Below are 23,696 nucleotides of genomic sequence, written 5' to 3' on the forward strand. Positions count from 1 at the left end.
TTTAAGAGACAGACTACGTCCATGAAATTAATCGCCCTCTGTTTACTGACACTCACCCTAATCGGCTGTAGTGGCGGAGCCTCGACGACTCCAGAAGTCAGCCCCGGTCTCACACAGGATCAGCTGGTCCCCACGCTTCAGAAAATCGCCGAAACCGGCCAGTACGACGCCGTCCTGCAGGACCTGACCGTCGGCCTGGAAAACGCCGGCCACATGGAACAGGCCGTCACCGTCCAGCGGTTTAACGAACTCTCCAACCCGGAAGACATCAAAAAACTGGCCGCACAGGTCGTGGAGACGATCAAAAAGTAAAGCTGCAGGGAAGCAGGCTGGAAATTCTAGTCTGCTTCCGCCTATCTTCTTGAATCGTGTCTGCGCACCATTCAATACTCCACTCCAGCTATCAATTCATGAGGATTGTGAAATTGAAACAAAAGGTTTCATATTGAAACTCTGTACGGTATAAACAAGAGCACTATTCATTTCCCCGGTTACCTGCAGCCAACTCCGGAACCAGTGCCATGATCGACTCGCAAGACTACACAGACTGGTGTCTTTACGCCGGCCTCTATCTGAAAAACCACTCGCACGCTGACCGCTATCGGACTTACGAACAGAAAATTTCCGAAGCCGGGCTCGTCACCCGCATCGTGCACGACTTCATTCATGATATGGATGACGTTGTCGACCTGACCAACTGGCGATCGTATTCCGTATACGAAACCGGAAAGTACCTGAAATATCGCATCGAGAAAACCGTGTTTGCACTGCAGACCATCGGTGCCACACGGGTCGCAGAGAAAATACCCACCGCTAAAAATCGCTCCCCCATGAGCCAGCTCATGCAGGCCAGGGGAAATCTTGAAGATGCGATGCAAGAGATTGATCCCGCGCAGGCCATGCAGGACTTTCGGAATAATCTCGCAAAGCAGTTTCCCGAAATCGCGGCTCAGGCGGGCTACACGCCCACTCCTTCGCCTCCCACCCCCATCGATCCTAATATCGAAACGCTGACGGAAATCAATGCGTTACTGGAGGCCTATGTCACCAGCCACCAGGAAGAGCTTCAGGCCGATCTGGATCGACTTGGCGACCCGCGACAGGATCCCGACTTTGATCCCCAGCGCCGCCTGCAGGAACTTGAAGAACAGCGTCTGCGGGAAGCACAACGGGAATCCCAGCTGGAAGCAATCCAGGCGCTGAAACGCCAGATGAAAGAGTTCGTACGGCTCTATGAAAAAGTGAAGGGTAACGCCGCTAAGCTCGCATCCCACCGCAGGAAACTGATCGACCTGTATGATAAATATGCAGAGGACCAGTCCGATCTGCTCCCGAAACTGAAAGACTGTCTGGCGGAATGCAAAGAATTCCAGCAGACATACCGCGACATTTTCCACCCGCAGATCACAGAGGATCACGCACTTCAGAAACGACTGGACAACTACGGCCCCTACAGCATTGATGAAGACTTCGAATTTGGCACGATTCGAGTCAGCTGGTCGAAACCACCCGCATTCCGGAGCAACTGGACCGACTTCAATGTCGATATTGAATTTCAACCGGGAGAAGACCAGCAAATCAGTCTGCTCCTGGACGCCACGAGCCGCCTGCAGTCCCGCTTCCCGTCCCTGTCGGACGAACTGCAACAGGAGATCGTCGGCAACTTCTCCGAATACTGGGACTGGATGGAGGAAGATGAAAAGGAAGAGTATGACATCGAGTTCGACGACGCGGGAGTCCCCGTCTTCGACTCACTCAAGCCCTGTATCGGCATCCCCGGAATCAATCTCACGATCCCCGAGTGGCCAGACGGCGACGCAATTGCCATTGATGGCTATCTGGCCGTGGACTGGGATTGCGAACACGGTCTCATGTTCGAATGGGAAGACGTCCCGGAAACAGTAGAAACGCCCGCTGCAAAGATTCCCGAACATGTTCAATTCACCGATGCAGGTCCACAACTCACTCCGGCTGATATCATCCAGTTTGAAACAGAACACAAGATTGAGTTACCGCAACTCTATCGCGAGTTCCTGCTGCAGACAAACGGCGGAAAACCTGTCCCCAACCACCTGCAACTGAAATCGAGAGGTACTACCACTCCGATCGATTTTGACAGTTTTTCAGGAATCAATGCCGAGAATCCAGAAATGGATCTGGGGACTGTCCTGTCCACATACCACACATATCCCTATCTTCCCATTGCCAGAATCAAGGCACCAGATCAAACGAATGACTCTGGTCAAATGCAATACCGGAGTAACTTTCTCCTGTTCCTGAATCTCACAGAACCACACCAAAACCAGATAGCCTTCACGACAAATCCACTGGACAAACTTTGCCAGAAACCTTCGAATGCTTCAAACCGGAGCAAGCAAAAAAAATCTCGCTTCGCAAACTTCTTCTATGGCCCTTATATCGAAGTTTTAGCGCCTGATATTTTCAGTTTACTGATTCAATTAACCGAGCGTCCGGTTCAAAAACTCCCCGTCTGGCTCGAAGCGCTACGAAATCAGGACCAACAACAGTTTCTTGAGTGGATAGGAGAAAGGAAAACACTCAGAGACCAGTATGTCGAATATGGCTACCATCGTAACTGGTCCGTCCTGGATTATGTGGCAGAGGAAGCACCTCCTGAGTTTATCCTGGATCTGATCAAGAAGAACTATCTGGTTCCTGAAAAACTGCTGGCAAGCTGGGGACAGAACGACAGGAGCATCGAACGCTTTCAGGAACTGATGACGGTCCTCTCTCCCCAGTACTGGCGATACGTCTTCCTCAGTCCTGAAGTCTGGGACCATCCGGACATCCTGAATACCATCTCAAACCTGAAGATTGATCTCAACACAGGAATTGCCCCCGATGGCGGTACTCCGCTACAACAGGCTGTACGAACCGGTTCGCCAGACAATGTACGCTGGCTCATGGAGCAGGGAGCATCCTTGTCAAAGCCGGACAATCATGGCAAAACCGCATTAGACTACGCAGAATCATTGCAACACCTTGATTGTCTGATTGCGCTGCTCGAAGCAGGCGCCCCGCTGGAAACTCTCTTTCCCAGATTACCCGACATGAATGATAAACTGACTTTCCTCAAAACAAATTGGGGCAAGCAATTTCCCAAACTGCTTGCCTGTCTGAAACAAATCGGTATCGATACCAGCAGCGTCGAAGAATAATCCGCCCCGGCAGAGCAGCCGATCTTTTCACATAAATACTTCCTTCATGGTATTACTCAGGGTATAAACAGAGATAATTCGATTTCGCAATCTGTTTCAGTTTTCCTCCCGGAGCCTACCTCATGCCCCCCGCCGAATTTAAACAAAAACTGTTAGCAGGCCTCGGCGGTGACTGGCCCGCGCCGCCGGAGCTGAATGTCAAACAGCGTGATACCATTCAACGGGACGGCTATCGCATTGAGTCACTGACCTACGAAGCCGAGCCCGGCGATCCGATTCCCGCCATGCTGTTGATTCCCGATATGGTCTCGCCCGCACATCCCGCTCCCGCCGTCGCAGTCTGGCACCAGCACGCCGGTCAGTACCATCTCGGCAAAAGCGAACCGGCGGGACTGGCCGGAAACCCGATGCACCACACCGGTGCCGCCCTCGCGAAAGAAGGTTACGTGGTCCTCTGTCCGGATGCCCTCTGCTTCGAAGAACGCCAGGACCCGACCGGCAAACTCAAAGCAGGGAACTATGAACGCTTTGAATTCCTGCGTTACGTCGTCGACGGCAAATGCATGGCCTGGAAAAATATTCTCGACATGCAACGCGCCGTCGACTTTCTGCAGAGTCGCCCCGAAGTCATCGATGAAAAAATCGGCTGCTACGGACATTCGATGGGTTCCACGCACACCTGGCTCATCGGTCCCTGGGAACCCCGTATCAAATGCCTGGTGGGCAACTGCTGCCTGCCCACCTACAAAGGCATTCACCGCGAACACATGCTGCACTGTTTCCCTAATTTCATCCCGGGTATCTACGAATTTGGCGACACCCCCGACATCGCCGCCCTCATCGCCCCGCGTCCATTGCACATGAATTTCGGCGAACTGGATGGGGGCAGCCCCATCGATGAAGTCCGCCGCGGTGTCAAAATAATTGCAAACAACTACGCTGCCATGAATGCAGAAACAAACTTTAGTTATTATATTGAAGAGGGAGCTGGCCACGTGCTGTCCCCCGTGATGTGGGATAAAACGAAGTCCCACTTCGAGCGCCACCTGAAGTCTTAACCCAGAGAGAATACCCGGAACCCATTCATGGATGCCCTGAAATACACGCAGGAACTGGTCGGCTTTGAATCCACCAGCTGCTACTCAAACGTCGAAGTCACCGATTACGTCGAAGCCGAACTTAAAAAACTGGGCTTCGAAATCGAACGCCTCGAATACACGGATGCCAAAGGCGTACGTAAAGCCAACGTCATCGGTCGTCGCGGTTCCGGCCCCGGAGGTATGGCCTACTTCGCCCACACCGATGTGGTTCCCGCAGATCCCTGGTTCACCGACGAGTTCGGTCCGTTCACTCCCACCATTCAGGGAGACAAACTCTATGGCCGCGGTTCCTGCGACATGAAAGGTTCTATCGCCTGTATGCTGGCGGCCGCCAAACGCTATGTCGACCAGGACCTGAAACACCCGCTCTACATCACCTGTACCGCAGACGAAGAAGTCGGCTATCACGGTGCTAAGAACGTAGCGGAACACTCCCAAATCTATCGAGAGATGGCAGCAGGCGAAGCCCACGGCATCATCGGCGAACCGACCATGCTTGAAGTCGTTTACGCGCATAAGGGAACCTATGGTTTCCAGGCTATCTCCCACGGCCGGGCCGCACACTCCAGCCTCGATACCGGCATCAACGCGAACCTCGCTATGATCCCGTTCCTCGTCGAAATGAAAAAACTGTACGAGGAATGCATGACCGATTCCCGCTGGCAGAATGATGAATTCAATCCGCCTACTAATGGCTGGAACATCGGCATCAACGACAAAACGGCAGCCGTCAACATCACACCCCCGCAGAGTATCTGCACCGTTTACTTCCGCCCCATGCCGGGACAGGAGCCGGACGAACTGGTCGCCCGCGCCCGCGAAGCAGCTGAAAAGTGTGGTATCGAATTCCAGTTCAAATGCGGAGGCAGCCCGGTTTACACCGATCCGAATTCGACCATCGTCAAAGAAGTCCTGCAGATTGCCGGTAAAGATCAGGCGAAAACGGTCTCGTACGGCACCGACGGCAGCCAGTTTCCCGAGATGAAAAACCTGGTCGTCTTCGGCCCCGGAGACATCGGCCAGGCACATACACACGATGAATTCATCGCCCTCGAACAACTGGAGCAGGGGACCGAGAAATTCGCGGCCCTCATTGAGAACTGGTGCTGCTGAAAGCCACCCCCTGATCAGGGACTGGCAGGCACACCACTGTTGAATTCCGCGGGATCAAAGGGATCCGCGGGCTTGGGTTTTACCAGTTTGTTGATTTCCTGGTCGGACATTTTCTTCGGAATAAAATCGGCAATCAGCGAGAGGTCTCCCTTCAGAGGCGTGGCTTCGCTGGTTCCGCCGGTCTGCTGAATCACCGGCTGTCCTGCTGCCGCCCGATCCTGGATATCCTCTTCCATGAGTGCCTGTTCGAGGCCGGAATTATAACCACCGCTTGTCGGGCGAATCTCCGCGGCCTGCTTCAATAGATTCTCACGGGCAAAGCCCACCCGGCGTTCTGCTCGTTTGGCCAGCCGGTCGGCCCGCAGATTGTCATTCGCCAAACGGTCTGCGACTGCATCGCCGACCCACTTCTGAACAATCTCTTTCTGCTTCCGTCCTGCATAGCCCTGGTAGACGACCATGCCCTGTTGCGGATGTTCCTGCTCCGGCTTCACGATCAACGCGCTTTTGGTGGGGTAGTCGAAATCCAGCCACTTCATGACCTCTGCCAGGTTCTTCTCAGCGTAGATCCGATGATTTCCATACCGCCGCGTGACCTGAGTCAATTTGAATTCGGAAGTCGTCGCACTCCCATGACAGTTCGCATTTCCACATTTATTGAGCAGGATCGGCTGAATCTTCCGCACAAAAATCGCGGACTGTTCCCGGGAGATCCCTGTCAGTGAAGTCGCTTCGTCTGCATTTTCCAGTTTCTGCGTGACGAGTTTCTCTTCGATTTTCTGCTGAATCGTCATCCGGTCTTTCGTGGGAGAGACGTTCATCAGACGACGTAACATCAACTGGGGCTCAGAGCGTTTGGGTTCCAGGCGAATCGCATCCCGCAATTCACTCTTCGCTTCTTCAATCAGATCATTCGTCACACACCAGCGGGCCAGATCCATATGCGAATTGGCCGTGGGAAATTTCATCGACGCCCGCTGCTTCTTATAAATTCCATGCAGGTCGGGAGCCTCAAACACCACATCCGCAAAGGGGACCAGCATACTCCCCGTCGGATTCGTGACGAGGTAGCCTCCCGCACTTTCGCTGATTTCGCCCGAGACCATCCGGCCGGTCCGCATCAGCAGAATCGAGTTCTTTTTCAGCGGCGTCTCTACCTGTGCCTCCACAGTCGTTCCACCAATCCAGCCGAACACAGCCAGGCAAAACAGAAGGGCAGGCACACACGAACGAATTGGCGCTGATAATAAAGTCATAAGACATCGACACTGAAACAGGGATTCAGATTTTGACGCCTGCCAACCAGACAAATGAGGACACTAAACCATTTCACCAATGAGACTTATGGCAAAACAGAGACATGATTGTCACAGGAGAGGCAGGGGAGAGGATTTGTGAACCACTCTCATATGGGATTTATCGTTTTGGGTCAACCCGGGATTTCCTCACACGCCCCAAGCGCAGGGGGCGACGCCAGTTGATTTCGCCGTCAAACCGGTCACAATAGGCGGCTGGAATCTGTGTCTCTAACCTGATGGATGCGAAATGAGTGAAGACTCTCAGTTTTTTGATCAAATGGTGGGCAAAACGGTCGTGATCGACCTCACCAGCCTTTACGTGATTGCAGGAACCCTGATCGGACAGGACCAGCACTACCTGTTTCTGGAACAGGCCGACGTCCACGATCTCCGCGATACGACCACCACCCGCGAACTGTACGTCCACGAAATGGGCAAACACGGCGTCGCCGTCAACCGCGAGCGGGTTCTCGTCTCCCGCCGGGAAGTCGTCTCCGTCTCGGCCCTGGATGATATCGTCCGCTGATTTCTATTCGGGACAATAAAACGATAAAACCCCGCAGAACCGATCGTCCTGCGGGGTTTTCATATCTCAGTGAATTGGGCTCTCAGCGATTAGAGAGACCAGCCATCACGGTAATCGCGGCTCAGGAACTTGTTGGCTTCCGGCGCATTGGTGAATTCCATCTTCTTGGCATCCCAATCCAGTTTCTTACCAGCGCGGATGGCACAGTTCCCCAGCAGGGTCGTTTCCGTCAGGCGGCTGGCATAATTGAAGTTGGACATCGCAGGCTCACCACCTTTGATGGCAACAACGAATTCTTCGAAGTGGCCGGGCGAACGAGGCAGGCTCTGCTCGGGCTTCTTGAAGTCGCTGAATTTGTCGCGGGGCAGCAGCACGTATTCTGCACCGTAGTCGTCCGGCGTATACAGGTTGCCTTCATCGCCAATCAGAACCACACCGCTGGGCTTCATTTTTTCACCCATCAGCAGTTCTTCCGGAGGCAGGTTACCGCCATCGTACCAGGTCAGCTTCAGCGGGCAGAGTGTTTTATCGCCTTGAGTCCGCTCGGGGAACTGGTAGGTGATTTTGGTCGACTTGGGATAAGTCTCGTTTTCAATCATTCCTTCCGATTCGGCGACGATGGAAGTCGGATCGTACAGATCGAGGGCCATCACGTGCATGTTCATCGTGTGACAGGCCATGTCACCCAAGGCACCGGTACCGAAGTCCAGCCAGCCACGCCATTCAAACGGATGATACAGCGTGCTGAATTCCCGGTAAGGAGCAGGGCCGAGGAACAGATCCCAGTGAATGTGCTTGGGAGCCGGTTCCCCTTCCGGTGGACGCTCGACGCCTTTACCCCAGACCGGACGGTTCGTCCAGACATGAGCTTCACGCACATTACCCAGCACGCCAGACCGAATGACTTCAACGGCTTCGCGGAATCCGTCCTTGGCAGTCCCCTGGTTACCCATCTGGGTCTGTACATTATGCTTGTTAGCTGTTTCACGCATCACGCGGGCTTCGTGGACCGACCAGGTCAGCGGCTTCTGGGTGAAGCAGTGCTTCCCTTTTTTCATCGCCATCACGGAGGCAGGAGCATGCGAATGGTCAGGGGTACTGACGGTCACCGCGTCAATTTTATCGCCCATCTCTTCCAGCATTTCGCGATAATCATTGAACTTTTGCGCTTTGCGATAGCGAGCCGCTGATTTCAACAGTCGCTTATCGTCGATATCACAGATAGCAACCAGGTTACCGCTGCTTGCTGCACTCGCTGTATCGCTGGAGCCTTTACCACCCACACCGATGGAGGCGAAATTGATTTTTTCCATGGGAGATTTTTCAGCAGCCAGCAGGCTCTGACCACCGACCCAGAAGGCGGCCCCCAGTGCCGAGCTCTGTTTGATAAACTCGCGGCGTGTTGTACGTTGACTCATGAAGTGCTCCTGTTTGAATGTCTAAAGTAATCGTCTGACGCCATGTTACTTTAGTCGGTTAAAACGTGATTTAACTTTTAAGAATCTCAAATCAGTAAAGATCCATTTATTGTAGTGGACGCCCCAGCGAAAGAAAACAGAATTAACCCCGAAATGGCCATCTCCCCCAGACTCCGATAACCCGTGCACACTTGAGCCATTCTCATTTTTTTGAAATATTTTCCACAGAGACTTTTCTCCCTCTCGGGAACATGTCAAAGTAAATAAAACATCACAGCGTTCACCCACCCACACCGTCCCGCAACACGAAACTGACAACCCCCATGAGCAGCAGTGATTCTTCTTCCACGACCTCTGAATTTGATGTTCTGATTAAAGGCGGCACCGTCATCGACGGAACCCGCGCCCCGCGCGTGACTGCCGACGTCGGCATCAAGGGGGACCAGATCGTCGCCCTGGGAGACCTTTCCTCTGCGAAGGGGGCCTTTGAGATCGACGCGACAGGAAAAATCGTCGCCCCCGGCTTCGTGGATGTCCACAATCACTCCGACAGCTGGCTCCTGAATACGCCGAACTTCCTCTCCAAAACATCGCAGGGATTCACAACGGAAGTCATCATGGCCGATGGCATCTCGTATGCCCCCGTCGACCGCTGCACTGCCGCCGACTGGATCTACTATCTGCAGTCACTCGACGGACTCTACCCCGAAGAATACACGGGCTGGGAATCGCTCGAAGAGTACATGAATCTGCTCGACGGCAGAAACGTGCAGAATGTGATGACCCACATCCCGTATGCCAATCTGCGTTCCATGCACTGCGGATTCGGACGCCAGCGGGTTGATGACTTCCAGATGAAACTGATCTGCAGCGAAGTCCGCAAGGGCATGGAAGCGGGCGCGGTGGGAATCTCAACCGGCCTCGATTACGTCGCCCAGTGCTTCTCGCCCACCGACGAACTGGTCGAAGCCTGCCAGGCGATGGCCGAATATGACGGCCTGTATGTCTCGCACATCCGCTACAAGAAATCGCTGATGCCCGCGATCGAGGAACTCGTCGAAATCGGCAAGCGGGCCGGCGTCAAGGTACACATCTCTCACATGAAGGGACAGCATCCGGGGCAGGCCGAAGAGGCACTCGAATACATTGACAAAGTCGCCCGCCACGAGGTTGATATTTCGTTCGACGTCTATCCCTATCAGCCCGGCTCCACCATGCTGCACTTCCTGCTTCCCTATGAAGTCTTCGAAGAGGGCCCCCGCAAGGCAGTCGAGAAACTGAAGCAGCCCGAAATGCAGCAGCGGTTCAAATACGGACTGGAGAACTACCTGCTCGACATCTCGGCCATTCAGATCGCCTGGGTCTTGACCGAAAAGAACAAGCAGCACCAGGGCAAAATGCTCAGCCAGTACGTGGAAGAAACAGGGCTTCCCAAAGAGGAAGCCCTGATCAAACTGCTGATCGAAGAAGAGATGGCCGTCCTGCTGGTGTTCAACATGGGCGATGACCGCCTGGTCGATCCCGTTCTGCAGCACGACCTGTATATGATGGGCACCGACGGCATCTACATGGACGGGGGCGTCATTCATCCCCGCCAGTTCGGTTCCGCCGCGCGAATCCTCGGCCCCTGTGTCAGGGACCACAAACTCTTCTCACTGGAAGATGCGGTTTATAAGCTCTCCGGTTGTGCCGCCCAGCGGTTCGGCATGGAAAAACGCAGCATCCTCAAACAGGGCAACTACGCGGACATCGTCGTCTTCGATCCCGAAACCATTCAGGATAACGCGACCTACACAGATCCGCAGCAGTATTCCACCGGTATGGAATATGTTCTCACCAACGGCGTGCCCATCGTACACAATAACCAGCCGCTGGATGTTAAATCCGAAACACTCCCCGGACGCTACGTCCGCTATCAGCCCAGGTAAGGCTGCAGGCGGGCCACGGTTTCCGGGCTGCGGTATTCGTTTTTACCGATCCCGTACGCGGCACCAACTCCAACCGCCTGTTCCTGGTACTCCGGAAAGTTGGAGACCAGCATCAGCGTGCAGGGCTTCACATCGGGCGTATTTTTGATGGTCTGCATCAGTTCGATACCGTCGCTGTAGTCCGCATCCAGTTTGCGATTGATCATCACCAGGTCGTAAGCGGTGGCTTTCAGCTTCTCAAGCGTATCCTGTTCCACGTCCGACTCATCGATCTGGACTTCGAAATGGGTATTCAGAAAACGGCTTAACGCACTGGCATCCGGCATACATTGCCCGACACTGAGTACTCGTTTCGTCATCGAAAGTTCCTCTCTCTCTTTATTTCTATTGTGATCTGATTTCTGGGATAGCGATTCTGATTGTGCTGCAATTTAACTGCACAAGCGGGATAGTTCGCGGATGGATTCCAGCGCGTCATCCACGTCCGGCACCTGCACTCCCGGCTCGCGACCGCTGTGGTCACATTCTTCCAGCAGCAGCAGGTCTTCATAATTTTCATTGGCCATCAGCCGTCGACGGGCCCGGGCGCCGATCGTCCCCGACCGGATCAGGTGGGCCTCCATGTGATGTTCGATCAACCAGGCAGTTCGATCTGTAATAAATCCTTCCAGGGCCTGCAAGCCTGCCTCGACATGATTCTTCGAATCGATGGCTTTGCCCACATCGTGCAGCAGTGCCGCGAGCTGAAATTCTTCGTCGTAAGGCAGTTCGTCACAGGCCAGATCATAAACCTGCAGACTGTGGTATAACGCGTCCCCCTCGGGGTGATATTTCTTTGACTGCTTCACCGCGGCCAGCGGCAGAAGCAGCATACGGTAAATCTGGAACCGGTCCACACTCTCCTCGACTTCTGCCAGCCTTTGATCCAGATCGATACCGGGATAATCCTGCTCCAGCAGTTGTTCGAACTCGGGCAGGGTGGCACGTTCAATCCGTTTCCCGGTAATCGAACATTTAAAGCCATAACTCGATTTCTCTGTGGGATAGAGCGTCAGCTCGACCGGATAGGTGTCCTGCACATGAATGTGTGTAAACACGCGTTCTTCCCCATGTTTCTTCACCGTCTTGTGCTCGACATGGTAAGGCGTCCCGTCTTCATCCAGCTGTGTCGTCACTGCTTCACAACTGTGCGAAAAGACATGGATATCAATATCCGATCCCTGCCGGATATGCCCGGTGAGAGTACTACCAATAATTTTGGGATGAAACGCCTTGAAGAGTCGCAGATAACGCAGGGCCTGCAGCCGCATCGCCAGCAGGTTTTCGGTTCGCGACTCCCCCTCGAATGTGCAGGCGAAACGCTGAATTTCGTCCCGGATTTCCCGGTTACTGGGGAGGTCGGATGGCTTGACCCAGCCCTGGCAGACCTTGCGGGCTGCTTTCATTTTGGCGCGATAGTACTCGGTTTCCTGACGGGAATACATCAGTCGGGCCGCCTCAAAGACGATCTGGCGGCGCATTTTGCTGGAATTCATTCAAAAATCGGTGAACTTTCTCACCGTCGAATCGAAGACACGCTGATTGGAAGATGTTACGGAATGACCTGACAGGCAGGTTCTTAGGAATTTTAGCCATCCTGCGACAAAAATCAATTTCGATTTAGGAGAAACTGCCCATAACGGCAATTCGCAGCTCTCATCAGGAAATTTTTCAGACCAGAGAACACCCCTGTAACGCCAGAAACCGGGGACCGCTGCTGCGCTGCCCCCGGTTTCCGTTGTTCGTTCAACGTGACTAATCGCCTAGTGCCTCCCGGCGGGCCTGTTCGGTCAGCTGATGCACTTTCGCAGCCACACGCTCTTCGACCGACTTCGCAAATGGACCGGGATAGGAAGAGTAAATCATCGCCCGGGCGCCTTCATAGCCTCCCTCTTTCAGGACCCGCAGGCTGGGCAGGTAACCGAAGACATGGTTCGAATAGCCGGCAACCCAGACAATCGGATCTGTCTCGCCCGCACCATGTCCCGACTTCAGCTCTTTCTGGAAGCGATGCGAATAATCGACCACGGTCTCACCGCAGACCGCCACCAGGGTCAGGTCTTTTCCCAACTGAACCACCTGCAGCGGAAAAGCATATTCGGTCTGAATGCCACCCCGTTCCTCCAGCTGGTCCAGCAATCGTGTCGCGTGACTGACCTCATACTTGTTGCCATTCTCTTTCTGCTTGAGCAGTTCTGCTTTCGAAGGGGGAGTCGCAAACTCCAGTTCCACATCGCCCATCGCCACGCCCAGAGGACCGTGAATCAGGCGAGGCTGTTTCACAGAGATAGCCGTCTCAACCGCATTGGCCAGCGCCCGTCCGTGCTGCTTCGCCAGGTCGAGCGTCCGTCGCGGGTAAGGGTTCTGATCCCCGCCACACCCCATCATGAACATCGCCACGGTTCCCGGGTGGTCAGCTTGTAGATATTCCTGGGCATAACCCGCGTAGTCACCACAGAACTGGTAGAAACTGAGCGTCGTATTGTGACAGGCATAACCAAACAGCACCGCCATCAGAGAACTGTCGGGCCGTTCGACCATCAGCACGGGCACCCGTTGATCGACGGGACCTTCGGGATGCGGGCTGTTGATCACGCCGTTCTCCGTAGGCAGGCGGCGGTTCATCGAAAAACCGGCGCGTCCATACGAATACTTGAGCACGGCTGGCTCCAGTTGGGGAAGGGCCTCCCCAATCGCAGCCACCAGTTTTCTCACCAGCTCCTGCGTATAAACCCGCGCCTGGGCACCACGATCGCCGCCCAGACCCCGGCGGGAAGCCTTCGATTCTCTCAGCTCCGGTCCGCAGTGCGTATGCGAGGCATTCATCAACAGTGCCGCCGCGGGAATCTGAAAATCTTCTTCCAGGCGGGCCGCAATCGGATCACGCAGAGCAGGGGTGATGCCGATCAGGTCGGTTGTGATCATCACCAGTTTCCTGCCACGGCTGTCTTCCAGAATCAGCAGCTTGGCGTAGAGATCATGTACTTTCCCCTTGGAAGGTTCTGTGCGGGCTGCATAACCGGCCATCCACATCGGTTTCTCGGGAGTAATCACCACCGACGCTGCTACGGCTTTCCATTCGGTCTGCTGTTTCGCTTCGGCTGCTGACAGGAGACAATTCTCCCCGACCGTCACGGTTCCCATCAGAATCAGGACCAACAGATAGCGGTGTATGTTATTCTTCATCGGATCTCCCTGCAGTATTTATCAAATGTATTGGATGTGGAGTCAGGCTCCACAGACCGGACAGTCGGAACGGCGCTGAATCCGGTTGCGGTGAAATGTCATGTCGCGCAGATCAAACATCAGCAGTTGATTGGCCAGCGTCTCGCCAAACCCGGCGAGCACTTTGATGGCCTCCATCGCCGCCATGCAGCCCACCGTTCCCGAAACCGCACCAAACACGGGAAACTCCCGTTTCCACGCGGGGGGATTATCGGGATACAGACAGGCCAGGCACCCGGTCTGACCGGGTAGAAAGGTCGTGATTTGTGCTTCGAGATCGTACATCGCGCACTCGATCAGTGGTTTCTGCTGCAGAACGGACTGGCGATTCATGGCATAACGCTCGGGGAAGAGCGGTGCACAGTCGACGATCAGATCTACCTGATCCACAATCCCTGCTGCATTCTCTTCTGAAATATTTTCCTGGATCGCCACGATCTCCAACCTTGGATTCAGTTCCTTCAATCGCCGCTCGGCGGATTCGACGCGTGGCTTTCCCAGCCAGTCATGCGTCATCAACAGCTGTCGGTTCAGATCGCTCGGTTTCACATTCCCGGCGTGAGCCAGGACCAGCTTGCCGACTCCCGCAGCCGCCAGTTCGTAAGCCACAACACTCCCCAAACCGCCACAACGTGAAACCAGCACCGACGCATTCTTCAGCTTCTCCTGCCCGGCTTCGCCGAACTCGGGCACCCAGATCTGCCACTCGTAAACGGCTCGTTCTTCATCTGTCAGGGGAGCGAAACCAGACATCATGTCTCCTTCAGGCTGAATTGCGTGAGGTCAGTTAAAAAGACGAGGATATCATCCTCCGGAGATCGGGGAAAGGATCGTGACGCTGTGATGCGGTTCCAAGGTCAGCGGTTCGTCCCACAGCACCTGTTCATTGGAAACAAACAAGAGCATGGAAGGATGCAGGGCCTCGCCGGCAGGGAACAGCAGTGGCTTTAATGAATCGGCCCGCGACTCAGCCACGGTCTTGACCAGTTCCTGCAGCGTCGTGCCCGCGGGGACTTCAAATTCTTCTCTTCCGACACCAGCCGCTTTTTTGACCTGGGCTGTATATTCGACCGCAATTTTCATGTTAGTGAGCTCTCGTGTCAGCTGGAGTTTCAGAAGTTTCCGTGGTCGGGCTGGCGACGGTTTTCTTCGGATTTCCGCCGGGCAGCATATTCAGCTTACCATTGTTGATCGTCAATTTCACATCTCCCAGACGTTCCGATTCGGAGATATTATGAGTGATGTGCAGCGCTGTCACACCGGTCACGTGCTGTACATTGATCAACAGATCACAGATTTCCCCGCGCGTATCTTCATCCAGCGCACTTAATGGTTCATCCAGGCATAAAATCGCGGGTCGGGCTGCCAGCGCGCGTCCCAGAGACACCCGTTGTGTCTCTCCACCGCTTAAGCCGTGTGGGGTCCGGTTCAACAATCCGGTGATACCCAGCAGGTTCGCGAGTTCATCGACGCGTTCGTCAATCTCGCGTTGCTTCCACTTACGGATTTCCAAAGCGAATGCCAGATTATCTTTGACCGTCATCGTATGGAACAGCACGCCTTCCTGAGGCACATATCCGATCTCACGCTCAGCCGGTTTGGCGTGCGTCATGTCTTTACCATTCAGAAAGACCTCGCCGGACTGCACTTTTTTCAGACCGCAGATCGTCTCCAGAATGGTGGTCTTCCCGCTCCCCGTTTTCCCCATCAGTACGGCGTAATGCCCCTGAGGAATTTCAAAGCTGACGTCGTTCAGCCGGAAGTCACCCACTTGTACACAAAGATGTTTTACCGAAATCATATTTCAACTTATCAGGCGAGCAGTGCCGCCGGTTCTCAAATCGTTTTCCAGTCGCGGTGCAGTGTACCGCCAAATTTTCTTTTATATCGCCGCCGAGCGTGTCAGACCAAACATGCGGGCAATCACCAGCACGATCAGGGCGGAAACGACCATAATCAGTGAAGCGGCTACGGCCCCCTCGATATTTCCCACGGTCAGTTCCAGAAACACGGTTGTCGGCAGCACCTCGGTTTTCATCCGGGTCGCCCCCGAAAAAATCAGAATCGGGCCAAATTCTCCCAGCGAGCGGGCCCACGCCAGGGTCGCTGCAGCCAGCAGACCCCGATAGGCCTGGGGAAAGACAACCCGCCAGAAAGCCTGTCCCCGGTTGCATCCCAGGGTTAACGCCACCTGTTCATAGCGGGGACCGATCTGGTCAAAAGTGACCCGCATCGTCCGCACGGCAAAGGCACAGGCCACCATGAACTGTGCAAGAATGATACTCGGAATTTCGTACGTCACCCCGATGGCGCGCCCAAACAGCACTTTCGTGATCTTGCGAATCAACTCATCCAGTGACTGTGTCTGGTCCGCGCCGGCCGCAGCAGCCGCCTTGTCATACACAATGCCAGACTTCGCCGCCACCATTTCATTCAGCCATTCAAACTGGGGTAACTGGATCTGAAACAGAATCAACAGACAAAGTCCGATGACCAGGGGAGGGAGCACGATTGGAATATCCAGAATCGCGTCGATCAGTGTCTTTCCCGGAAACTGATGCCGCGACATCAGGTAGCCAATAGGTACCGAGACCCAAAGCGAAAGCACAGTCGTAATCGCACAGGAAACCAGGCTCAACCAGATCGCATAGCGGATTTCCGGCTTCTGAAACGACCGCATGATATGACCGGGAGTCGTATACGTCGTCTCCGCAGCCAGCATGGCCACGATCAACAGAATGTAAACGGCACTGACGGCCACGAACACGGCATAAAAGGGGAGATCAGAACGCGACTTCCATGTGCGAGGAGGTTCTTCAGAATTCGACGCACTCATAGTGACTCCGGTGTAATCCGCCAGCGGAAGCCGATGGATTCGAAAATGCCACGCGAAGGCGTAGCGGTCAGTTTATCCACCAGTCGCTGCATCAGATTCGGATAATCGGTCGTTTTCAGAATTGCAATCGGCTGTTCAGCCAGGGGATCTCCCTCTTTGATCTCAATGATCTCGACTTTGTCTTTGACGTAAGGCAGATTCGCCCGGTAAACTATCGCAGCATCAAGCGAGCCGGTACGCAACTGATTGACCAGCAGATCTGCAGTCGGCGTATTGGTTTTGACATTGGGCTGTACCAGGTCATACAAATTTTGATCATCTTTTTTCAGGGAAGTCAGCAGCTTTTTCGTCAATGCGCCCAGGGCACTCTGCTCGTGATGCGCCAGGCCAACCCGCACATCCTTGCCGGCCAGATCATAGACGGACTTGATCTGCTTCGGGTTTCCTTTCTCGACGATCACCACCATATCGGTTTCCGCCACGGTGAGGGGAATGCTGAACTTGGGCTGCACCTGCACCATGTAAGAAGTATCACAGGCGAAGTACGCATCGGGACGTTGACCACTGTTGATCTGGCCCACCAGAATGCCACAGCCGTTAAACACCGTATTGATCGTCACCCCTTCGCGCTCCTCGAACTCTTTGAGCGTATCCTGAATCGCCAGCCGGTTCACACCGCCGCTGAACAGCAGGATGGTCGGATGTGGGTCCCACTTGTCACCTTTAACAGTCTCATATCCCAGTTCCGCAAACGCTTTCTGCCCCTTTTCGGGCGCCTGCAGATAACGGGCAAACATCAACGCTTCCCGGGGCTTTTCCGTAGAGGTCAACACGCCTACGGTTACATTCTTGATCGCTTCGGTGAACTCGGGCACATCCACCATATCTGCTTTTTCCGGATGCTGATTCACAGTCGCATCCCAGACAATCGCGGCATCAACGGCCCCCAGCATCACGTCGGTTGCAATTTCCGATACCGTCGGCTTAAACACCCGGGCTGACTTGGAAAGGGATTCCCATCTACCTTGTTTCGTCAGAACTTTTTTGGTCAATTTGCCAATCGAGGCGGCATCGGGATTCGCCAGAGCCACGGTGACATTCTCTTTGAGCAGATCATCGATCGACTTGATACCCTTCGGATTCCCTTTCTGCACCATGATCACCGGATGCATTCGGGCCACGCTCACAGCTTCATCGACCAACCCCTTTTCACGGGCAATCTCGATGTAGCTGGTATCGGCTGCCAGGTAGAGGTCTCCTTTTTTCGCCACCTGCAAATTGCTCAGCAGGGTTCCGGATCCGCCGTACTGCAGGTGAACCGGCATGCCAAATTCTTCTTCGGCAAATTGCGCTGCCATCGCGGCAACCGGCGGTTTGATCCCCGCGGCACAGTACATCAACAGGGCATTCTCTTCCGGATCAGCAGCAGAGTCACCACTTTTGGATTCGTCTGTCTGTGAACTGGCTGAGTCTGACTTTGTCGTAGACGACGAAGGAGTATCTTTAGGCGGCGTATAAACCAGCAGGACCAGCATGATCACCAGAAAGACGACCGAGCCGCCGGCGATCACCAGGCCTGACACTTTTCCGCTGCGGCCTGATTGAGAGCAGACCTGAATTCGGGGCTGAGGAGCGGGATGTTTCATTCTCTTGTCCTGTATACTGACTGAGCAAAATTGATTCTCAGGAGTTGACTAACGATTCACATTCTTGAGGAGTCACGAGGCGACCATCCCTGATCCCCAACACGCGTTGCGCCGACTGTACTGCCTGGTCATCGTGCGAGACCATCAAAACACAACCACCATCGGCGGCAAACTGACTGAGTGCGTTCAAGACAATAGTGGAGTTCTCGCTGTCCAGGTTACCTGTCGGCTCATCCGCGAGCAGAATTTTGGGCTGATGAAACAGGGCGCGGGCCAGTGCGACCCGCTGCTTTTCCCCGGTACTCAACTGGGCCGGGGTATGATGCAGACGCTGTTCCAGGCCAAATTGTTCAATCAATGCACGGGCCCGCTCCCGGGCCTGACTCCGAATTAATGCCAAGGCCGGCGTTAAGACGTTGTCCAGCACATTCAGGTAAGGCACGAGGTGGAACTGCTGAAACACAAAGCCCAGATGTTGTGAACGGAAACGGGCCCGTTGATCACTCGAAAGACGATACGGATTGGTCCCTTCAATCAGCACCTGGCCGGAATCGGGGCTGAGCAGTCCCCCCGCCATCAGCAACAGTGTCGACTTTCCACAGCCGCTGGGTCCCTGAATTGCTACGAACTCAGTCGCAGCGACAGTCAGGCTTACGCCGTCTACTGCCTGGACACGGCCCGGACCGGACTTGAATGATTTCGACAGTTGTTCCAGTTCAAGTAACATCGTGATGTAATCATCCTTCCTGGAGAATGGTGGCAGGATCCTGGCGGGACGCCAGCAGGGCAGGGATCCAACTGGAGAGACTCGACAGCAGGGGGGCGAACACCAGGCTCAACAATAACCAGCGTCCCGAAAAGAGGACCTGCGCCGGATCTGCAGCGGCAGGCAGGTCACCCCAGGTAACGCCGATCCAATAGCCCAGAAAATAGCCAATCAACGCCCCCACGAGGCCGATCAGCAGTGCTTTGATGATAAAGATTCCGAAGACCTGGGAGGAACGTACGCCAATCGCCCGCAGAATTCCGATCTCGGTCGCTCGACGGCGGACGTTTTCCAGTGAAAGGAAACCAATCCAGGCGCCACACCCCAGCACCACCAGAGGCACCAGGATCGCGGCGAAGCTCGCATGCCGTTCGATCAGTTTAATCCGATTGGCTTTTTCCTGCTCCAATGAAGCGACCGCAGTCGCAGCCGCCGTGTTGCGTGCTTCGGCGCGGGCCAGGGCTGGTGGGCCACGTTCGATGATCTGGGTGCCGGGCAGAATCTCAGCCACATCTTTGCGGATTTCTGCGACTCGATCTTCGGTAGCACAGTTACATTCCAGAGCCAGAATGGCATTCAGCAGATTTTCCATACCCAGCAGTTGCTGTGCTTCTTTGAGATTGATCCAGACGGTACTGTCGTCGGCGTTCCCCCGTTCGGGGAAGACTTTGGCGACCTTGAACCCTTTGCCCATCAGCTGGACTTCGTCGCCCGCTTTGAGACCAGTTTTCTTCTGTACCTGATATCCCAGCACCATTGCCCCTGCAGGCACGGGTTGCTGTAGTGGTTTCTTCAGAGCCCGGTGCAACTGGGGCACTTCACCGCGGGTGCCGGTGAGAATGATATCCAGTTCCTTTTCGGGCCAGGTCACCTTCTTCGCCACCATCGGCAGCATGTGGTTGATGGTGACGATTTTCGATTCGGACAGCTTCCGCATATTGTCCTCGGGCATCGTTCCCGAGACAACGCCGGTCAGGTGAAATTCTTCAAGGTCCTGGTCGGCAGGGAGGATCAGAATATTAAACCCGAGCCCCTTGGTAATCTTCCGCATCGCGTCTTTCAGTTCGGCTCCTGCCTGTTTGACCTCGTCTTCCTTCTGCTGCAGAATCAGGGCGGTTTGAATTTCCTCCGCCTGCAGCAGAGTCAGGGCGGCAATCAGACAGCCGACCGCAACGATCACCGACAGCAGCCCCAGTAGAAAATTCATTTTCCGGTGCTGCATTTCCTGAAGAATCAGATGAAAAATTGACATAATGCCCGCTCTTGATTTCCTGATGGAGTGAAGGATTCAGATACAGATCTGAAATTTCAACTCTCTGATTTACGTCCCATAACGATGTAGCTCGCAGCCAGCACGATCACGATTGCCAGCACAGCCAGGATCGAAAGATTCCGTAACAGCGAGCTACTCTGAGCCGCTTCTGTGGTTCCCGCAGCAGGGAGCTCGGTTGTACCTGCATCAGCGGAATCACTCTCCTGCGTCTGGACTTTCGTTTCGGCCTTAGCCGGTTCCGCCTGAGCGGTCTGTTCTGCAGAAACGCTCTCTGTTTTCGGTGTCGCCTGATCCGATTTCTGTTCTTTTTCTTTCGACATCGACAGCCCCTGTGCTGCATCAGCTCCCTGTTTTGAGAAGCTGGTCAGTCCGGTCAGGTCGGGAATCTCTTTTTCTTCCTGGGGAGTAGGTGTCACCAGTTTCTCCCAGTTGACCGCCATCAGCAGGTCGGTCCCCGGATTCTGGTCTTTCACCTGGCAGGTGCAGGGCCCCGTCAGATCCCGACAGGCCTGCTCGATGGTCCCGGGATTGATGCCTTTGCCGATCAGAGCATACAGCACGCGCCCACGACCAAACACCGGCAGTGCCATCGGTTCGTCGCTGAACTCATGCAGGTCGTTTTCGGTGGCGATCAGCATCCGGGTGAAATAGTCTTCTGCCGCCTCTTTGCGAGACAAGGTTTCCACGCTGAATTTAAGCTTGAGGCTCTCCGGTGCGACGCTGACCAGTCCCTGTTCAATATCAGCCTGTTCGATTTCTGGGAGTTTGAGTGTCTTTTCCATCCGCTTCAGTTCGGCTTTGAGCTGCTCCAGTGCGGCCTTGTCCTGTTCCGCGTCACCAGATTCCAGAAAGACCCAGACCGCGGTCTGACCGTTAATCAGCTGTTTGGCAATCTTTTGACGCAAGGGAGAATCGATGAGCCGCGAGACGTTTTCTTCGGTCAGTTCTCCCGACCAGAAGCCCACCGGTACCGGAGCGGGCAGGGGAGTCCGCATGACCAGCAGAGGCAATGTCTGGGAATCCTGTCGCTTCCAGAGTTCCAGATCCTGTGGTGCCGGGTCGGCATCCAGGTCGACCAGTTTCAGTTCAACATTCGCTGACTGCCGGGCGACAGCCCCCTCCCTGGCAAACAGATCGACGACACGCTGTTGTTCCGGTTGAAGCGGACCGCGGTGAAACACGACGGCGCTGTATTGATCTGCGGGCCAGCGTTCGAGCGCGTACCGAAATACGGGAACGGAACAGGCCCAGATGACAGAAGTCGTTAACAGGGCGCTTAGCAGAGTCAATGGTGTTAATAACCGTCTCATGCAATCACCTTTCGAGGAGGGGGTCAGGTCGGGCGGGTTGCTATCGGGAAATCATTCACCGTATTCAGCTTAAGTGCTGACCACGTAAATTCAATCCAGCACATAATATGATGACAAATTGTGTGGTAAATGTGAAGAAAAGATGATTTCATTAGGAAACTTTTCTGAGAACAGGTTTTCCGCCTGAAAACGGGAGAAATTATGTGCATCTCAACTTCCTCCGTTTCTCTCCAAAGCGCATAAACAAAGACAGGCATCCCGCTCATCTTCAGAATACCTGTCTTTTTCTGTTTCTCATTCCCGGTCCAGTCCACTGAACGGGACCGGTAACGGCTCACTTCTTCTTGCCAGTCAGTTTCAGTTCGATCGGCTGCCCCGGTTCGACTTTCACCTGCAGTTCTGAATTGTCTTTGCTCGAGTATTTCGCGGGCAACGACTCCGTGGCCGGGGATTCAATCGGAGGGGTATCGTCTCCTTCCGGTACGGGTGTACCATCGGGCATCAGACGGTAACTGACGGCCACACGATAGGTGCCCGCCGGTAAACCTTCGCCGCCCCGAAAATAAACCACTTCAAATTTGCCTCCCTCTTTGGATCGCCCCTGCCCCCCCACGCCGGGGGTGCTTTCAATGGGCATAAAGAAAAGGTCTGCATTTTCCAGTGGTTCTTCATTGAGCAGAACCACCCCGGTGACGGGACCAAGTTCCGGCCCCTCAGGTTTGCCACCGCAGCCAACACAGAAACTGCACATCAGCAACATGGCTCCCAGAGCCGTACGCTTCCCTGGAATAAGTCTCATGAAGTACCTCACGCTAGAATTTTAAACTCAGGTTGTAACTTAGAACTAGGGAATTTCGACGACGAAACCGTCTGAAATGGTTCCCAGTCGTCTCAACAGAGTGAGGTCTGTATTTTCCGAAATGAAGCGGACCGATCCGTCACCGAGACCAAAGTGCGCCCCGCCGGTATGCAGACTTCCCACCTGGCCCCAGCTGTTGAGGTTTCCGGTATCGGGTCGCGTCCAGCCGGTCGGGATATCCCAGACGTTAATCCCGGGATCGATATCCCCGCCTGTAGTCACCCAGCCACGCATCCCCCAGGCCGGAGGTTCGCCATTGGCAACGGTACGCGTCGTCTCGCAGACCATCAGCGTGTTTGAGGTTCCATCTTTGACATCGCGAATCCGGCACCGGCTGTTCTCGCCGAACATCTTGCGGGCATTCGGAGCCTGTCTCGACCAGAGGTTGCAGTCGATTGTCTGGTCGGCACTCAGTTCATAATTGGTTTTGGCCGGACCGGGCGCGACAGAGGTTCCATAAGGAGCTCCGGTTCCGAGATGTGTCGACCCGGAATCCGAAGGGCAGAGGAAAACGTCCAGCAGGACAGCCATCTCATCGGCATTGTCCGCCGGGTTACCTGCCAGGGGACTTGATGCCCCGCCGTAGCTGCAACAGTACCCGGTATTCTGCGCACTGTTGGCGGTATCCAGGTTGAGTCGGTTATACAAAGGTGCCTGATCCAGATAAGGCAGCAACAGACAGAGTCCGTTTTTGTTGTGGGTCGTACGCCCGGGATCAGGAGTTGCCAGGGTACACCAGCCATAGGTGATTCCGCCGGGGGGAAAGACACTGTGAGCATCGTGGTAGTTGTGCAGGGCTAACGCGACTTGTCTGAGCTTGTTTTTACAGCTGGCACGACGGGCTGCTTCGCGGGCCTGCTGGACCGCAGGCAGGAGCAGGGCGATCAGAATCGCGATGATGGCGATCACGACCAGTAGTTCAATTAATGTAAATCCGCGTCTCCGCTGAAGAGGACTGAAAGACATGACGCACTCCTAATAAAAAAACGATAAGAAATCATGAATTATTAAGGTCCGGTCTGAGCCATCCAGTCCGATATTCCGGGGAGATAGGATGAATGGATTTCCGGAAAGCTTTATCGAATAGAAGTGAAAGATCTTAAGAGAGAAATCCGAGCGACTTAATCTGCTTACATAATCGAGTATACATACGACAGGCAGGTGCTCAAGAAGATTTAAG

21 protein-coding genes are annotated in these 23,696 nt (G+C 54.5%); 6 read left to right on the forward strand and 15 right to left on the reverse strand.

The window, feature by feature from the left end:
- Window positions 1-21: 21 nt before the first annotated feature.
- The 4 genes from RID21_RS01200 (at window position 22) to RID21_RS01215 (ending at window position 5,392) form a co-directional block, all read left to right on the forward strand.
- Complete coding sequence (locus RID21_RS01200) at window positions 22-312, forward strand: hypothetical protein (RefSeq protein ID WP_350186807.1); 291 nt, start codon at window positions 22-24, stop codon at window positions 310-312.
- Between the two features lie 209 nt (window positions 313-521).
- Window positions 522-3,179, forward strand: coding sequence for an ankyrin repeat domain-containing protein (locus RID21_RS01205; RefSeq protein WP_350186808.1), 2,658 nt, complete (start codon window positions 522-524; stop codon window positions 3,177-3,179).
- A 122-nt stretch (window positions 3,180-3,301) separates the two neighbouring features.
- Window positions 3,302-4,237: a dienelactone hydrolase family protein gene (locus RID21_RS01210; protein WP_350186809.1), complete on the forward strand. Its 936-nt coding sequence runs from the start codon at window positions 3,302-3,304 to the stop codon at window positions 4,235-4,237.
- Window positions 4,238-4,264: 27 nt separating this feature from the next.
- Entirely contained in the window at window positions 4,265-5,392 is a 1,128-nt protein-coding gene (locus RID21_RS01215; protein WP_350186810.1) for a M20 family metallopeptidase, read from the forward strand.
- 14 nt (window positions 5,393-5,406) lie between these two features.
- Here the strand turns inward: RID21_RS01215 and RID21_RS01220 are convergent, their stop codons facing one another.
- Window positions 5,407-6,648, reverse strand: coding sequence for a hypothetical protein (locus RID21_RS01220; protein WP_350186811.1), 1,242 nt, complete (start codon window positions 6,646-6,648; stop codon window positions 5,407-5,409).
- A gap of 289 nt (window positions 6,649-6,937) precedes the next feature.
- Here RID21_RS01220 and RID21_RS01225 point away from each other — a divergent pair, with 289 nt between their 5' ends.
- Complete coding sequence (locus tag RID21_RS01225; protein WP_145040341.1) at window positions 6,938-7,216, forward strand: hypothetical protein; 279 nt, start codon at window positions 6,938-6,940, stop codon at window positions 7,214-7,216.
- Window positions 7,217-7,305: 89 nt separating this feature from the next.
- Here RID21_RS01225 and RID21_RS01230 read toward each other — a convergent pair whose 3' ends face one another.
- Window positions 7,306-8,634, reverse strand: a complete 1,329-nt coding sequence (locus RID21_RS01230; protein ID WP_350186813.1) for a Gfo/Idh/MocA family protein — start codon at window positions 8,632-8,634, stop codon at window positions 7,306-7,308.
- A 323-nt stretch (window positions 8,635-8,957) separates the two neighbouring features.
- Between RID21_RS01230 and RID21_RS01235 the strand changes: the two genes are divergently transcribed.
- Window positions 8,958-10,562, forward strand: a complete 1,605-nt coding sequence (locus RID21_RS01235; RefSeq protein WP_350186814.1) for an N-acyl-D-amino-acid deacylase family protein — start codon at window positions 8,958-8,960, stop codon at window positions 10,560-10,562.
- On the opposite strand, the gene RID21_RS01240 is transcribed toward RID21_RS01235, so the two are convergent.
- The 13 genes from RID21_RS01240 to RID21_RS01300 form a co-directional block, all read right to left on the reverse strand.
- Window positions 10,550-10,921: a hypothetical protein gene (locus RID21_RS01240; RefSeq protein ID WP_350186816.1), complete on the reverse strand. Its 372-nt coding sequence runs from the start codon at window positions 10,919-10,921 to the stop codon at window positions 10,550-10,552. The genes RID21_RS01235 and RID21_RS01240 overlap by 13 nt on opposite strands.
- Before the next feature lie 72 nt (window positions 10,922-10,993).
- Window positions 10,994-12,097 (reverse strand): HD domain-containing protein, encoded by a 1,104-nt coding sequence (locus RID21_RS01245; protein WP_350186817.1) that lies wholly within the window; start codon window positions 12,095-12,097, stop codon window positions 10,994-10,996.
- 259 nt (window positions 12,098-12,356) lie between these two features.
- Window positions 12,357-13,787 (reverse strand): neutral/alkaline non-lysosomal ceramidase N-terminal domain-containing protein, encoded by a 1,431-nt coding sequence (locus RID21_RS01250; protein ID WP_350186818.1) that lies wholly within the window; start codon window positions 13,785-13,787, stop codon window positions 12,357-12,359.
- A 42-nt stretch (window positions 13,788-13,829) separates the two neighbouring features.
- Window positions 13,830-14,579, reverse strand: a complete 750-nt coding sequence (locus tag RID21_RS01255; RefSeq protein WP_350186819.1) for a HesA/MoeB/ThiF family protein — start codon at window positions 14,577-14,579, stop codon at window positions 13,830-13,832.
- A gap of 51 nt (window positions 14,580-14,630) precedes the next feature.
- On the reverse strand, window positions 14,631-14,909 hold the full coding sequence (locus tag RID21_RS01260) for a MoaD/ThiS family protein (RefSeq protein ID WP_145040329.1): 279 nt from the start codon (window positions 14,907-14,909) through the stop codon (window positions 14,631-14,633).
- Window position 14,910: 1 nt separating this feature from the next.
- Entirely contained in the window at window positions 14,911-15,627 is a 717-nt protein-coding gene (locus RID21_RS01265; protein ID WP_350186820.1) for an ATP-binding cassette domain-containing protein, read from the reverse strand.
- Between the two features lie 81 nt (window positions 15,628-15,708).
- Window positions 15,709-16,662: an ABC transporter permease gene (locus tag RID21_RS01270; RefSeq protein WP_350186821.1), complete on the reverse strand. Its 954-nt coding sequence runs from the start codon at window positions 16,660-16,662 to the stop codon at window positions 15,709-15,711.
- Window positions 16,659-18,308, reverse strand: a complete 1,650-nt coding sequence (modA, locus tag RID21_RS01275) for a molybdate ABC transporter substrate-binding protein (protein ID WP_350186822.1) — start codon at window positions 18,306-18,308, stop codon at window positions 16,659-16,661. The genes RID21_RS01270 and modA overlap by 4 nt, the downstream gene beginning before the upstream one ends.
- 37 nt (window positions 18,309-18,345) lie before the next feature.
- Complete coding sequence (locus RID21_RS01280) at window positions 18,346-19,035, reverse strand: ABC transporter ATP-binding protein (RefSeq protein WP_350186823.1); 690 nt, start codon at window positions 19,033-19,035, stop codon at window positions 18,346-18,348.
- A gap of 10 nt (window positions 19,036-19,045) precedes the next feature.
- A complete protein-coding gene (locus RID21_RS01285; RefSeq protein WP_350186824.1) occupies window positions 19,046-20,326 on the reverse strand; it encodes an ABC transporter permease in 1,281 nt (426 codons plus the stop codon).
- Between the two features lie 56 nt (window positions 20,327-20,382).
- A complete protein-coding gene (locus tag RID21_RS01290; RefSeq protein ID WP_350186825.1) occupies window positions 20,383-21,657 on the reverse strand; it encodes a hypothetical protein in 1,275 nt (424 codons plus the stop codon).
- Between the two features lie 334 nt (window positions 21,658-21,991).
- Window positions 21,992-22,456 carry a hypothetical protein gene (locus tag RID21_RS01295; protein ID WP_350186826.1) on the reverse strand — a complete coding sequence of 155 codons (465 nt, stop codon included), beginning with the start codon at window positions 22,454-22,456 and terminating at the stop codon, window positions 21,992-21,994.
- A gap of 45 nt (window positions 22,457-22,501) precedes the next feature.
- Window positions 22,502-23,482 carry a DUF1559 family PulG-like putative transporter gene (locus RID21_RS01300; RefSeq protein ID WP_350186827.1) on the reverse strand — a complete coding sequence of 327 codons (981 nt, stop codon included), beginning with the start codon at window positions 23,480-23,482 and terminating at the stop codon, window positions 22,502-22,504.
- Between the last annotated feature and the right edge of the window lie 214 nt (window positions 23,483-23,696).

Source organism: Gimesia sp., assembly GCF_040219335.1.
Lineage (GTDB): Bacteria > Planctomycetota > Planctomycetia > Planctomycetales > Planctomycetaceae > Gimesia.